The sequence below is a fragment of the Nonomuraea sp. NPDC003560 genome (assembly GCF_042878785.1).
Lineage (GTDB): Bacteria > Actinomycetota > Actinomycetes > Streptosporangiales > Streptosporangiaceae > Nonomuraea.
The window spans coordinates 63,596-76,370 of sequence record NZ_JBIAOF010000002.1; the positions used below are offsets into that span (position 1 = coordinate 63,596).

Consider the following 12,775-nt stretch of genomic DNA (forward strand, 5'->3'; position numbering starts at 1 on the left):
CGCCCGCCGTCAGCTCGGCCCGAGCCACTCACGCAGGTCGGCGAGGTGGCCGAGCTCGGACTCGACGCGCCGCCTGTCGTCGGCGGTGAGCTCGATGCCGCGCAGGTCGGCCAGCCACGGCTCGGCGGGCTCGCCGAGCGCCGTGGCGAGGTCGGCGAGGTGGCACAGGGCGATGGCCCGCTCGGCCGCCGGGGCCTGCGGGCCGTGCCGGCGCACGGCCGACTTGAGCGCCCGGTAGGCCTGCAGGTCGTCGTTCTTGAACTCGCGCAGGATCCGGGCGTTGTCCAGCGCCTTGGCCAGGCCCGTCAGCTTCTTGGAGCCGCCGTACTCCAGCTCGGCCGGCTCGTCCCGCTGGATGAACATGATCGAGTTCCCGGACGGGTCCGTCAGCGTGAACCTGGACGCGCCGGGCCGGTAGCGGGTGATCCGCGGCAGGCCCGAGCTCAGCACCTTGCCGTAGGCCCGGCGCATGGCCGCGACGAGCGCGGCGTGGTACGGCGCCACGGCGTCGACCAGGACCAGGCACGCCCCGGTCGCGTCCCGGGCGGGGTCGAAGTCCTTCGGCGCGGGACCGAAATGCAGGTCGAACCCGCTCCAGCGCATCGCCAGATAGACGTAGGGCCGGGTCTGCCGGTGGGTGACGGTGAACCCGAGCGCCTCGAAGAACTCCAGGGTCTGCTCGGGGGAAGGGCAGGGCAGCACCGGAACCGTCGTCTCGTTGGGACGGATCGCGGGCTCGGTCATGGATTCCACCTCTTGGGCCATCCGACGATGCTGGCATCCTCGGCGGCCTCTCGCATATGGATCGTTCCATGACGTCCCGCAGCCTTGTTCGCTGAATTCCGGGACGCAATTGATCGGACAATGCGCTTTTCCCGAATCATTTGAATAGCGATCGGGCGGCGGTGAATTTCCGGCGATCCGCCCGCCCTGAATTCGCCGAGGAATTGTTCTCCCGTGAATCATGCGCGAGGCGAAGAATGCGTGGGAAAAGAGCGCCGATCACGTTTCGGTGACTCCGGCGGGTGGAGGTGCGCATCGAGGCTGGTGGCGTCCTGTTCGCGCGGGTCCGGGCCAATCGCCGCCGGGGCGTGGGGCGCGGACCTTCCTTGACACCGCCTCCGACCGCCTACTCCGCAAGGGAGCCGCTTTATCGGCCGACCGAAATTCCGGCCGGCCGCATCCTTGAAGATCAAAAAGGGTGGCGGGTCCGCGCCCCGCGACCGGCCGGTCAGGCGGGCAGGGCCGGGTAGTCGGTGTAGCCCGCGGCGTCGCCGCCGTAGAAGGTGGCCGGGTCCGGGGCGTTGAGCGGCGCGCCGGTCGCCAGCCGGCGGGGCAGGTCGGGGTTGGCGAGGAAGAGCCGGCCGAAGGCGATCAGGTCCGCGGTGCCGTCCTCGATCAGCGCCAGGTCCTCGGGGCCGGTCGGGCGGTCGCCGGTGTGCGGGTTCAGGACGAGCGGGCCGGGGAAGAGCCGCCGCAGGGCACGCGTCAGCTCCCGGTCGGCGGCCTCCATGACGTGCAGGTACGCCAGCCCCAACCCGGACGTCCGGCCCAGCAGCTCCTCGTAGACCGGCCGCGGGTCGGGCTCGTGCATGTCGTTGTTCGGCATCCCGGGAGAGATCCGCAACGCGGTGCGGTCGCCGCCGATCGCGCCGGCCACGGCGGAGACGACCGCCACGGCGAACCTGGCGTGCCCGTCCGCCGAGCCGCCCCAGCCGTCGGTGCGCCGGTTGCTGCCGGGGGCGAGGAACTGGTGGATCAGGTAGCCGTTGGCGCCGTGCAGCTCCACGCCGTCGAAGCCGGCCCCGACGGCGTTGCGGGCGGCGTCCGCGAAGTCGGCGACGGTCCGCTCGATCTCGGGCTCCGTCAGCTCGCGCGGGGTGACGAACTCCTTGACGCCGTCGGGGGTGAAGAGCTGCCCGCGCGCGGCCACCGGCGACGGCGCGACGGGGACCGCCCCCTCGGGCAGCAGCACCGGATGGCCGATCCGGCCGGTGTGCAGGAGCTGGGCGAAGATCTTGCCGCCCGCCGCGTGCACCGCGCCGGTGACCTCGCGCCAGGCGGCGACCTGCGCGGCGCTGTGCAGGCCGGGCGTGAAGGGATAGCCCTGGCCGATCACCGACGGCTGGACGCCCTCCGTGACGATCAGCCCGGCGGAGGCGCGCTGGGCGTAATACCGCGCCGTCAGGCTCGTCACCAGCCCGTCGCGGGCGCGGCTGCGGGTCATCGGGGCCATGACGACCCGGTTGGCCAGCTTCGTGCGGCCCACGGCGATCGGATCGAAGGCGATGGACATGGAAATCTCCTTAAGGTGGAAGGGTTGGGGGCGGGTCAGGCGCGGCGCGGCAGCAGGAAGCCGCCCGCCGCCAGGGCCAGGCCGAGCCCGGCCGCGATGAGGAAGACCAGGCCGTAGCCGTCGGCGAGGGCTTCGGGGGAGCCGGCGGCGCCCGCGGCCGTCGCGAGGACCGCCAGGCCGATCGACGAGCCCACCTGGCTGGTGGTGTTGGCCAGGCCCCCGACGACGCCCGCCGCGCCTTCGGGCGCCTCGGCGGTCGCCGCGGCCATGAGGGTGGGGAAGGTCAGCCCGATGCCGGCCGCGACGAGCAGCGTGGGTCCGAGGACGCCGGTGAGGTAGCCGCCGCCGGCCTGCGCCAGGGACAGCCAGCCGAACCCGGCCACGAACAGCGCGCCGCCGCCGAGCACCGGCGCCCGCGCCCCGGCCCGCGGCAGCAGGGCGGCGGACGCCCGGGCGACCAGCATGAACGTCACCGCCGCGGGCGTCTGCCCGAGCCCCGCGAGCAGCGCGCTGAAGCCCAGGACGTTCTGCAGGAACAGCGACGTGAAGTACCACATCGCGATGGTGATCCCGCCGAACAGCAGCAGCATGCCGTTCCCGACGGCCACCCCCCGGATACGGAGCAGCCGCAGGGGCAGCATGGGCCTTCCGGCGAAGCGCGCCTCGACCACGACGAAGACGGCGAGCAGCAGCAGGCCGGCGAGCACGGGCACGAGCACCCGTCCGGACGACCAGGCGTGCTCGGCGCTCTGCATGACCCCGTAGACCAGGGCCGCCAGGCCGGCGGTCGCGGTGACCGCGCCGGTGAGGTCGAGCGGCTCGCGCCGCGCGCTCTGTACGGTGACCAGCGCCGCGAGGGCCACGGCGATCAGCAGCGCGCCGACCGGCACGTTGATCAGGAAGACCCAGCGCCACGACAGGCCGGTGGTGATGGCGCCGCCGGCCACCGCGCCGATCATCCCGCCGACGCCGCCCGCGGACGACCAGGCGCCGAACGCCCTGGCACGTGCGCCCGGCTCGGTGAAGTACGTGTTGATCACGGCCAGCGTGGCGGGGGTCATCATGGCGGCCCCGGCGCCCTGTGCCACGCGGGCCGCGACCAGCACCTCCGCCGCGGTGGCCAGGCCGGCGGCCAGGCTGGCGGCGGAGAACAGCAGCAGCCCGGCGACCAGCGTCCGGCGCGGGCCGAACAGGTCGGCGGCCCGGCCGCCCAGCAGCATGAAGCCGGCGAAGGCCAGCAGGTAGCCGTTCACCACCCAGGCGAGCCCGGTGGGGGTGAAGCCGAGCTCCGCGCGGATGGCGGGGAGGGCGACGTTCACGATGGAGGCGTCCAGGATGACCATGAACTGGCCGGCGCAGGCCAGCGCCAGGATCAGCCAGGACGGGATGGTTCGTGGGGTGGCCCGCCGGGCGGCGGCGCCGATGCTCGTCATGGATTGTTCCGTTCTTGTCTGCTTCGCCGCCGTGGACGCGCGGCGTGCGTGCGCCGCGCCGGGGACGGCCCCGGCTCCCGCGGGCCGTGCCCCGGCCGTGTAGGATTTGGTTACGCGGATAACTATTATGCAGATAACTAATTTCCGTCAAGGAGCGATCATGGACTTCGCGCAAGCCGACGCCGTCAACCAGGCGATCCGCCTGCTGAGCCTGCGCCACCGGGCCAGGGCCGCCGCCCTGCTGGCCCCGCTCGGCCTGCATCCCGGGCAGGAGGCGCTCCTGCTCGAACTCGCCCGCACCGGGCCGAGGATCCAGGCGCAGCTCAGCGAGGCGCTGGGGTGCGAGCCGCCCAGCGTGACGCTCATGAGCCGCAAGCTGGAGGCCTCCGGTCACATCCGCCGCACGCCTGCGCCGTCCGACAAGCGGGCCAGCGTGGTCGAGCTCACCGACAGCGGCCGGGCGCTGGCCGAGCAGGTCAAGCGGCTCTGGGTCGACCTGGCCGAGGAGACCGTGGCCGGGCTGCCGGCCGGGACGGTGGCCGGGCTGCCCGCCCTGATCAACGCTCTCACCGACAACGTGGACAAGCGCCCCGGCCGGCGGCACGGCCCGGCGGAGGCGGCGCGGCGGGCCGGGCAGGGGCCGACCGGCGAGTACGAGCCCAGCACGTCGGACTGGGTCCGCGAGCACGTCGAGCAGATCCTGCGCACCGGCACGACCGACGGCGTCACGATCAAGGACCGGCCCGTCGTGCTGATGACCTACCGGGGCGCGAAGACCGGCAAACTGCGCAGGACGCCGGTCATGCGGGTCGAGCACGAGGGGCGCTACGCGGCCGTCGCGTCCCTGGGCGGCGCCCCGGTCAACCCGCAGTGGTACGCCAGCGTGCTCGCCGAGCCCGTCGTCGAGCTCCAGGACGGCACGGCGACCGGCGTCTACCGGGCGCGCGAGGTGTCGGGGGAGGAGAAGGACGTCTGGTGGCGGCGGGCGGTGGCGGCCTACCCCGACTACGCCGACTACCAGGCGAAGACCGAGCGCCTGATCCCGGTCCTCGTCCTCGAACCGCTCGCCGGAGAGCGGTGACGACGGCGGCCTGTGGGTAGACGGAGGGGCACCCGCCGGCCCAGGAGGAGGGACACTCGATGATCGAGACGCTCGTCCCGGACAACGTCGCCGTCTCCACCGCCTACGGCGACCCGCCCGGCGTGCGGCTCTTCCCCGAGGAGCGGCACGCCGTCAGGAAGGCGGTCGCCAAACGCCGGCGCGAGTTCGCCACCGTCCGCCACTGCGCCCGCGAGGCGCTGGCGGCCCTCGGCATCCCGCCCGCGCCCATCGTCCCCGGCCGGCGCGGCGCGCCGCGCTGGCCGGCGGGCGCGGTGGGCAGCATGACGCACTGCGCCGGGTTCCGCGCGGCGGCCGTGGCCGACGCCGGCGACGTGCGCAGCATCGGCATCGACGCCGAACCGCACGAACCGCTCCCCGAAGGCGTCTTCCGCATGGTGGCCCGGCCCGAGGAGGCCGCGATGGTCCGCGAGCTGCGCGATCTGCGGCCCGGCACCTGCTGGGACCGGCTGCTGTTCAGCGCCAAGGAGTCGGTCTACAAGGCGTGGTTCCCGCTGACCGGCGAGTGGCTGGGGTTCGACGACGGCTCGCTCGCCTTCTCCCTCGACGGCCGCTTCCGCGCCAGGCTGCTGCCGCCGGACGCGCCGCTGGCGGAGTTCGCGGGCCGCTGGACGGCCGCCCCCGGGCTGCTGGCCACGGCGGTCGTCGTCCCCCGATAGGTCAGCCGCGGCGGCCGGGCTCGACCAGTTGCTCGTGCTCGGCCCGGCGCAGGCGTTCCTCGGCGGTGAGCTCGACGCGTCTCATCGCGACGCGCAGGATCGGCGGCGCCATGAGCGAGGTGACGATCGCGACGACGATCACGATCGTGTACATCGCCGTGTCGATGATGCCGATGCGCAGGCCGACCATCGCCACGATCACCTCGATGACGCCGCGCGCGTTCATGCCCGCCCCCAGCGCGAACGCCTCCCACGCGCTCAACCGGCTCAGCAGCGCCCCGAGGTACGCGCCCAGGAACTTGCCCACGATCGCCACCCCCAGCACGACCCCGGCCGCCGCCAGCACGTCCGGCCTGGACAGCAGCGTGAGGTCCATGCGCAGGCCGGCCGTCGCGAAGAACAGGGGCGCGAGCACGCTCAGCACGATCGTGCGCAGCGGGGCCAGCCACGCGGCGTCGGCGTGGCCGGACCGTCCGATCAGCGCGCCGCAGACGAACGCCCCCAAGATGGCCTCCAGGCCGAGCGCGTGCGTGCCGGCGGCGGCCAGCAGCACCAGCACCACGGCGGCGGCCACGGCCGGGCCCGGCTCGTCCGAGCGGGTGGCCGCCCGCATCGTCCAACGGACCAGCGGCCGGCCCACCCACAGCGCGAACGGCACCAGCGCGACCAGGTAGACCAGCGACAACACGATCTGCCCGGTGCGCACGCCGGTGGTCGCCATGGCCGAGACGACCGAGAGCATGAACCAGCCGAACGCGTCGTCCACCATCCCCGCCGTCAGGCAGAGCTGGCCGACGTCGCGGTGCAGCAGCTTCATGTCCGTCAGCGTCTTGGCGATCACGGGGATGGCGCTGACGCACGTGGCCACGCCCAGGAACAGCGCGAAGACGGTCACGCTGGTGCCCTCGACGAGCAGGGAGGCGGGCAGCAGGAAACCGGCGGCCACGCCGAGCCCCAACGGCACGACCAGACCGGCGACGCTCACCTTGACGGCCGTCGCGCCGCGCCGCCGGACCAGGCCGAAGTCGAGCTGGACGCCGGTGATGGCGACCAGCAGCAGGACGCCGACCTGGCCCACCGCGTCCAGCAGGTGGAGCTGGGTGAACTTCAGGGCGGGGGCGAGATGGTTCAGCAACGACGGGCCGAGCAGCACGCCCACGGTCAGCTCGCCGACGATGGCGGGCATGCGCAGGCGCACGGCCAGCCGGCCCAGCAGGACGGCGAGACCGAGGAGCAGGCCCAGCTGCAGCATGAAGACCAGCAGTTCGTGGGCTCCCAGAGGCATGTCAGGCACAGGAGAGGCTAGGCCGATCGGGCCGCCGCCCTGCTGCTCAATATTGAGCCCGCCCGCGACAGGCGCGCCGGGGGCCTGCTCAATATTGAGCGGAGCTTCCCGCCCCCGTGGGCGACATTCGGGGCATGACGAAGCCGGCGCAGTATCAGACCACCCTGCCCCCCGACCAGTTGCTGCACTCGGGCAACGCGGGCCTGATCATCCACCGCGTGGGGATGCTGGAGTACGGCATGGCCCGCGAGGGCCGCGACTTCAGCGTGGACCTGCTCGACTACATGAACCGCGCCCAGGCCGGCGTCGCCACGACCTTCTGCTACGAGGAGGTCTTCGGCGTACGCGAGCGGCTGCACTGGTTCGTGCACATGAAGTCCCCCGAGAAGTACAGCAAGCTCATCGAGATGGTGGACCACGACGAGGCGTTCCAGCAGATCTCGCTCAAGGACCGGCTGCCCAAGAAGGGCGGCGGCAACTGGGAGAAGATGTTCGTGCACGGCAGTCTCCAGGAGACCGTCATGTGCCCGCAGCACGGGTTCACCGACGACGTGCACGACGTGCCCGGCACGTTCGTGCCGCCCGCGACGTACCAGACCACGCAGCAGCAGCAGCTCAACTCGGCGACCGCCGGGGCGATCGTGCTGCGCACCGCCGACGCGCGCTACGAGCTGCGCGAGGAGGGGCGGCAGTTCCTCTACGACTGGTCCCGCTACCTCAACGCCAACCTCGAAGGCCGCGCCACCGCCTTCATCTACGAGCAGACGTGGGGCCGGCAGGACCGCCTGCACGCCCTCATCCACCTGCGCGAGCTGGACGACTACCAGGCCGTTCAGGAGGTGGACCGCGGCGAGGGCATGCGCAAGGAGGTCTACGACGTGGAACGGGTCCCGGAACGGCACGGCGGCGGGCAGTGGGACCGGCTGTTCGTGCCGACCAGCATCCACGACGTCCTGATGGTGCCCTAGGCCATGGCTCTCGGGATCGAGGCGATCAACGCGTACGTCGGCAGGGCGTACACGGACGTCCGCGCGCTGTTCGACGCGCGCGGCCTGGACGTGAACCGCTTCGGCAACCTGATGATGGAGCAGCGCTCGGTCAACCTGCCCTGCGAGGACCCGGTCACCAACGCGGTCAACGCCGCCAAGCCGCTGCTGGACGCGCTCGCCCCGGAGGAGAAGGACCGGATCGAGCTGCTGGTCGTCGGCACCGAGTCGGGGCTCGACTTCGGCAAGCCGATCAGCACCTACATCCACCACCACCTCGGGCTGAACCCGGCGTGCCGCTCGTTCGAGGTCAAGCACGCCTGCTACGGCGGGACGGCCGCGCTCCAGTGCGCCGCCGCCGTCGTCGGCGCGAGCCCGATCCCCGGCGTGAAGGCGCTGGCCATCGCCACCGACGCGGCCAGCGGCACCGCCAAGTCCACCTACTGGGAGCCCTCCGAGGGCGCCGGCGCGGTGGCGATGCTGGTCGGCGCGGACGCGCGGGTGCTGCGGCTCGACCCCGGCGCCAGCGGCTACCACACCTTCGAGGTGATGGACACGGCCCGGCCGCGCCACGACACCGACGCCGTCGATCCGGACCTGTCGCTGCTGGCGTACATGCGCTGCGCGGAGGAGTGCTTCGCGGCCTACGGGCGGCGGGTGGCCGGGGCCGACATCGTGGACACCTTCGACTACCTGGCGCTGCACACGCCGTTCGCCGGGATGGTGAAGGGCGCGCACCGGATGTTGCTGCGCAAGCTCAAGGGCATGGGGGCGCGGGAGATCGAGGCCGACTTCGCGGCCCGGGTCGCGCCGTCCCTGGCCTACGGCGTGCGGGTGGGCAACACCTACTCGGCCGCGCTCTACCTGGCGCTGTGCTCGCTCATCGACCACGGCGCGTTCGACGCGCCGAAACGGGCGGGGCTGTTCTCGTACGGGTCGGGCTGCGCGTCGGAGTTCTACAGCGGCGTGATCCCGGCCCAGGGGCGCAGCGGCATCGGCCGGGCGCTGGACGAGCGGCGCGAGATCGGCGTCGCGGAGCTGGACGCGCTGACCGAGCTGAGCGCCGACCGCGCCTTCGGGGTGCGGGACGCGGTGCTCGACCCCAAACCGTACGGCGACCTGTACGAGGATGCCTTCGGCGGTCGCGGCCTGCTGGTGCTGGACCGCATCGCGGACTTCCACCGGGAGTACAGATGGAGCTGACCTCGGCGACCCTGCGGCACCGGCTGCGCAGCCGCACGATCGACGACCGCGCCATCGACGAGCTGGGCGCCGCCCTGGACGAGGCCGAGCGCGCGCCCGGCTGCCGCATCCTGCTGCTGGAGGGCGGCGACGGCGTCTTCTGCACCGGCATGGACCTGGAGGAGGCGGCCGGCAGCGACGTCGCCGACGGCGGCCGGGCGTTCTACGGCCTGCTGCGCCGCTTCACCGAGACGCCCGTGACGGTGGTGGCCCGGGTGGACGGCCGGGTGGCCGGCGGCGGGGTCGGCCTGGCCGCGGCCAGCGACTTCGTCTTCGCCAGCGAGCGCAGCACCTTCAGCCTCCCCGAGGCGCTGTGGGGGCTGCTGCCGTGCTGCGTGCTGCCGTTCCTGATCCGGCGCACGGGCTTTCAGAAGGCGTACGCGATGACGCTGAGCACCCAGCCGGTGAGCGCCGCGGAGGCCGCCGCCTTCCACCTGGTGGACGAGGTGTCGGACGACCCGGAGGCGCTCGTGCGGCGGCTGGCCTACCGGCTGACCAAGCTGGACCGGTCGATCGTCACGGACATGAAGCGCTACTTCCGCGAGCTGTGGATCCTGTCGGACGAGACCGAGCAGGTGGCGGTCAAGGAGTTCGGCCGGCTCATGTCCAGCCCCGAGGTGCGCCGCAGGCTCGTCGACTACGCGACCGAGAAGAGATTCCCCTGGGAACGCTAGAGAGGAACGCGCCTGATGTCCGTCGTGTGGGTTTTCCCCGGGCAGGGGTCGCAGCGCAAGGGCATGGGCGCGGGCGTCCTGGAGCGGTACCCCGACCTGTGCGCCCGCGCCGACGAGATCCTCGGCTACTCCGTCGCCGAGCTGTGCGGCGACCCCAAGCGGCTGCGGGAGACCCGCTACGTGCAGCCCGCCCTGTTCACGGTCAACGCGCTGAGCTTCCTCGCCCGGCAGGAGGAGGGCGGCCGGCCCGACTACCTGGCCGGGCACAGCCTGGGCGAGTACGCGGCGCTGTTCGCGGCCGGCTGCTTCGACTTCGAGACCGCGCTCGGCCTGGTCAAGCGGCGCGGCGAGCTGATGTCCGCGGCGGGCGGCGGCGCCATGGCGGCGGTGCTCGGCGCCGACCGCGAACGGCTGGAGGAGCTGGTGGCGGGCACCGGCATCGACATCGCCAACTACAACTCCCCGGAACAGGTCGTCCTGGCCGGGCCCAAGGACGAGCTGGACGCGCTCAGCCGCGGCGGCCCCGGCAAGTGGGTGCCGCTGAGCGTGAGCGTGCCCTCGCACTCGCGCTACATGGAACCGGCCGCCGACGCCTTCGCCGAGGCGCTGGAGGGCGTCCGCATCGAGGAGCCGCGGGTGCCCGTCGTCTCCAACGTGACCGGACGCCCGTACCGGGCCGGCGAGGCGGCCGAGCTGCTGCGCCGCCAGATCTGCAACCCGGTGCGGTGGGTGGACGGGCTGCGCTACCTGATGGCCCAGGGCGTCTCCGAGCTGGAGGAGATCGGCCCCGGCGACGTGCTCACCAAACTGTGGACGGTCACCCGCCGCCACCCGCCCGAGCCCTCTGCCGACCAGGAGCCGGTCGAGAAGCCCGCCGTCCGGGAACCGGTCGAGGCGCCCGCCGTCCGGGAGGCCGGGATCGTGCTCGGCTCGGCCGAGTTCCGCGCCGACTACCGCGTCCGCCACGCCTACCTGGCCGGGTCGATGTTCAAGGGCATCGCCTCGGCCGAGCTCGTGATCAGGATGGGCCGGGCCGGGCTGATGGGCTTTCTCGGCGCGGGCGGCCTCACCCTGGACCAGATCTCCGACGCGCTCGACACCGTCCAGTCCGCCCTCGGCCCGGACGGCCCCTACGGCGTGAACCTGCTCTACGGCTTCGACGAGGAGGGCCTGGAGCGCGAGACGGTGGACCTGCTGCTCCGCCGCGACGTGCGGTACGTCGAGGCCGCCGCCTACCCGCACATCACCGCGCCCCTCGTCCGCTACCGCTACAGCGGCGCGCACCGCGACCCGGCCGGGCGGCCGGTCGCCGTCCGGCACGTGGTGGCCAAGGTCTCCAGGCCGGAGGTCGCCGCCGCCTTCATGCGGCCCGCCCCGCAGGCCGTCCTGGACCGGCTCGTCCGGGAGGGGGCGCTGAGCGCGGCCGAGGCGGAGGTCGCCGCCGAGCTGCCGGTCAGCGCGGACGTCTGCGTCGAGGCCGACTCGGCCGGGCACACCGACGGGCGCTCGCCGTACGCGCTGATGCCGGCGATCCTGCGGCTGCGCGACGAGGAGATGGCCGCCCACGGCTACGCCCGGCGCATCAGGGTCGGCGCGTCCGGCGGCATCGGCGCACCGGAGGCGGCCGCCGCGGCGTTCGTGCTCGGCGCGGACTTCATCGTCACCGGCAGCGTCAACCAGTGCACCCCGCAGGCCGGGACGTCCGACGCCGTCAAGGACCTGCTGGCCGGGCTCGACGTGCAGGACACCGCCTACGCCCCGGCCGGCGACATGTTCGAGATGGGCGCTCAGGTGCAGGTCGCCAGGAAGGGCACGCTGTTCCCGGCCCGCGCCAACAAGCTCTACCAGCTCTACCGCCAGTACGGCTCGCTGGAGGAGATCGACGAGCGGACCAGGCGGACGATCCAGGACAAGTTCTTCCGCCGCTCCTTCGAGGAGGTGTGGGAGGAGACCCGGGCGTTCCTGGCCGCGCGCCGGCCGGCCGAGCTGGCCCGCGCCGAGCGCGACCCCAAGCACCGGATGGCGCTCGTCTTCCGCTGGTACTTCGTGCACACGATCAGGCTGGCGCTGCGCGGCGAGGCCGGGCGGCAGGTGGACTACCAGGTCCACTGCGGGCCGGCGATGGGCGCGTTCAACCGGTGGGTGGCGGGCACGGAGCTGGCCGACTGGCGGGCCAGGCACGTGGACGTCATCGCCGACCGGCTGATGGAGGCCGCGGCCGGGCTGCTCGAAGCCCGGCTGCGCGACCTGTCCAAGGACGGTTAGACGCTGAGGACGGCTAGACGTTGAGCAGATGGCGGTTCAGGTCCTCCTGGACCGCCGTCAGCACCTCGGGCCGCGGGCCCTTGAGGTAGAAGTGGTCGCCGCCGAACACGCGCAGCGTGAAACCGCCGCCGGTGGCGTCGGCCCAGGCGCTGATCTCGTCCGGGTCGACCTCCGGGTCGGCGTCGCCGGTCAGCGCCGAGATCGGGCAGTCCGGACGCGGGCCGGGCAGCGGCGTGTACGTCTCGTTCAGCTCGAAGTCGGCGCGCAGGCCCGGCAGGAACACCTCCAGCAGGCTGCGCTGGTCCATCACCTCCGACGGCGTGCCGTTCAGCTTGCCGAGCTCGCTCAGCAGCTCGTCCTCCGACAGGTCGGTGAAGCGGCGGCGGCGGGTCGGCAGGTGCGGCGCGCGGCGTCCGGACACGAACAGCACCGCGGGCGGGAAGCGGCGGGCCGTCTCCCAGGCCACCACGGCACCCATGCTGTGCCCGAACAGCGCGAACGGCCGGTCGGTGTACGGCTCGATGGCCTCCGACAGCGGCCCTGCGAGCTGCTCCATGCGGTTGTAGGGCCGCTCGCGCAGGCGTGACTCGCGCCCCGGCAGCACCACCGGGCAGACGTCGACGTCCGGCGACAGGTGCTCGTCCCATTTGCGGAACAGCGCCGAGCCGCCTCCCGCGTGCGCGAAGCAGAACAGTCTGATGCGGGCGTCGGCTCTGGGCTCGCCGCCCGCTATCCAGGAACCAGGCATGGTCAGAAAGCTACGGCCGATCGCCTTGCGCCGCCTGCTCAGTCTTGAGCAGGCAGCGCCCGCCGTC

The 12,775-nt window shown here is 73.0% G+C and carries 11 protein-coding genes; 6 read left to right on the forward strand and 5 right to left on the reverse strand.

Annotated features, from left to right (window positions below):
- Nucleotides 1-9: 9 nt before the first annotated feature.
- The 3 genes from ACFYUV_RS05955 to ACFYUV_RS05965 form a co-directional block, all read right to left on the reverse strand.
- Nucleotides 10-744, reverse strand: coding sequence for a glyoxalase (locus ACFYUV_RS05955; RefSeq protein ID WP_387665438.1), 735 nt, complete (start codon nucleotides 742-744; stop codon nucleotides 10-12).
- 487 nt (nucleotides 745-1,231) lie between these two features.
- On the reverse strand, nucleotides 1,232-2,296 hold the full coding sequence (locus ACFYUV_RS05960) for an alkene reductase (protein ID WP_387665440.1): 1,065 nt from the start codon (nucleotides 2,294-2,296) through the stop codon (nucleotides 1,232-1,234).
- A gap of 35 nt (nucleotides 2,297-2,331) precedes the next feature.
- The gene (locus ACFYUV_RS05965; RefSeq protein WP_387665442.1) at nucleotides 2,332-3,729 is read right to left on the reverse strand and encodes an MFS transporter; all 1,398 of its coding nucleotides are present in this window, start codon (nucleotides 3,727-3,729) and stop codon (nucleotides 2,332-2,334) included.
- Nucleotides 3,730-3,889: 160 nt separating this feature from the next.
- Here ACFYUV_RS05965 and ACFYUV_RS05970 point away from each other — a divergent pair, with 160 nt between their 5' ends.
- On the forward strand, nucleotides 3,890-4,810 hold the full coding sequence (locus ACFYUV_RS05970; RefSeq protein WP_387665444.1) for a nitroreductase/quinone reductase family protein: 921 nt from the start codon (nucleotides 3,890-3,892) through the stop codon (nucleotides 4,808-4,810).
- 59 nt (nucleotides 4,811-4,869) lie between these two features.
- On the forward strand, nucleotides 4,870-5,508 hold the full coding sequence (locus ACFYUV_RS05975) for a 4'-phosphopantetheinyl transferase (RefSeq protein WP_387665447.1): 639 nt from the start codon (nucleotides 4,870-4,872) through the stop codon (nucleotides 5,506-5,508).
- Nucleotide 5,509: 1 nt separating this feature from the next.
- Here the strand turns inward: ACFYUV_RS05975 and ACFYUV_RS05980 are convergent, their stop codons facing one another.
- A complete protein-coding gene (locus ACFYUV_RS05980) occupies nucleotides 5,510-6,793 on the reverse strand; it encodes a cation:proton antiporter (protein WP_387665450.1) in 1,284 nt (427 codons plus the stop codon).
- Nucleotides 6,794-6,927: 134 nt separating this feature from the next.
- On the opposite strand from ACFYUV_RS05980, the gene ACFYUV_RS05985 reads away from it, so the two are divergent.
- The 4 genes from ACFYUV_RS05985 to fabD are packed head-to-tail and all read left to right on the forward strand — an operon-like array spanning nucleotide 6,928 to nucleotide 11,960.
- Nucleotides 6,928-7,761 (forward strand): DUF6039 family protein, encoded by an 834-nt coding sequence (locus tag ACFYUV_RS05985; RefSeq protein WP_352323689.1) that lies wholly within the window; start codon nucleotides 6,928-6,930, stop codon nucleotides 7,759-7,761.
- 3 nt (nucleotides 7,762-7,764) lie between these two features.
- Complete coding sequence (locus ACFYUV_RS05990) at nucleotides 7,765-8,982, forward strand: hydroxymethylglutaryl-CoA synthase family protein (RefSeq protein WP_387665452.1); 1,218 nt, start codon at nucleotides 7,765-7,767, stop codon at nucleotides 8,980-8,982.
- Nucleotides 8,973-9,695, forward strand: coding sequence for an enoyl-CoA hydratase-related protein (locus ACFYUV_RS05995; protein ID WP_358298259.1), 723 nt, complete (start codon nucleotides 8,973-8,975; stop codon nucleotides 9,693-9,695). Before ACFYUV_RS05990 ends, ACFYUV_RS05995 begins: the two co-directional genes overlap by 10 nt.
- Nucleotides 9,696-9,710: 15 nt before the next feature.
- A complete protein-coding gene (gene fabD / locus ACFYUV_RS06000) occupies nucleotides 9,711-11,960 on the forward strand; it encodes an ACP S-malonyltransferase (protein WP_387665456.1) in 2,250 nt (749 codons plus the stop codon).
- A 13-nt stretch (nucleotides 11,961-11,973) separates the two neighbouring features.
- Here the strand turns inward: fabD and ACFYUV_RS06005 are convergent, their stop codons facing one another.
- Entirely contained in the window at nucleotides 11,974-12,708 is a 735-nt protein-coding gene (locus ACFYUV_RS06005) for a thioesterase II family protein (protein ID WP_387665459.1), read from the reverse strand.
- Between the last annotated feature and the right edge of the window lie 67 nt (nucleotides 12,709-12,775).

Excerpts from the sequence above, each read along its gene's own strand:
- ACFYUV_RS05975 (WP_387665447.1), top strand. The coding sequence starts at position 4,870 with ATGATCGAGACGCTCGTCCCGGACAACGTCGCCGTCTCCACCGCCTAC.
- ACFYUV_RS06005 (WP_387665459.1), bottom strand. The coding sequence starts at position 12,708 with ATGCCTGGTTCCTGGATAGCGGGCGGCGAGCCCAGAGCCGACGCCCGC.
- ACFYUV_RS05960 (WP_387665440.1), bottom strand. The coding sequence starts at position 2,296 with ATGTCCATCGCCTTCGATCCGATCGCCGTGGGCCGCACGAAGCTGGCC.
- ACFYUV_RS05985 (WP_352323689.1), top strand. The coding sequence starts at position 6,928 with ATGACGAAGCCGGCGCAGTATCAGACCACCCTGCCCCCCGACCAGTTG.
- ACFYUV_RS05955 (WP_387665438.1), bottom strand. The coding sequence starts at position 744 with ATGACCGAGCCCGCGATCCGTCCCAACGAGACGACGGTTCCGGTGCTG.
- fabD (WP_387665456.1), top strand. The coding sequence starts at position 9,711 with ATGTCCGTCGTGTGGGTTTTCCCCGGGCAGGGGTCGCAGCGCAAGGGC.
- ACFYUV_RS05980 (WP_387665450.1), bottom strand. The coding sequence starts at position 6,793 with ATGCCTCTGGGAGCCCACGAACTGCTGGTCTTCATGCTGCAGCTGGGC.
- ACFYUV_RS05965 (WP_387665442.1), bottom strand. The coding sequence starts at position 3,729 with ATGACGAGCATCGGCGCCGCCGCCCGGCGGGCCACCCCACGAACCATC.
- ACFYUV_RS05970 (WP_387665444.1), top strand. The coding sequence starts at position 3,890 with ATGGACTTCGCGCAAGCCGACGCCGTCAACCAGGCGATCCGCCTGCTG.
- ACFYUV_RS05990 (WP_387665452.1), top strand. The coding sequence starts at position 7,765 with ATGGCTCTCGGGATCGAGGCGATCAACGCGTACGTCGGCAGGGCGTAC.
- ACFYUV_RS05995 (WP_358298259.1), top strand. The coding sequence starts at position 8,973 with ATGGAGCTGACCTCGGCGACCCTGCGGCACCGGCTGCGCAGCCGCACG.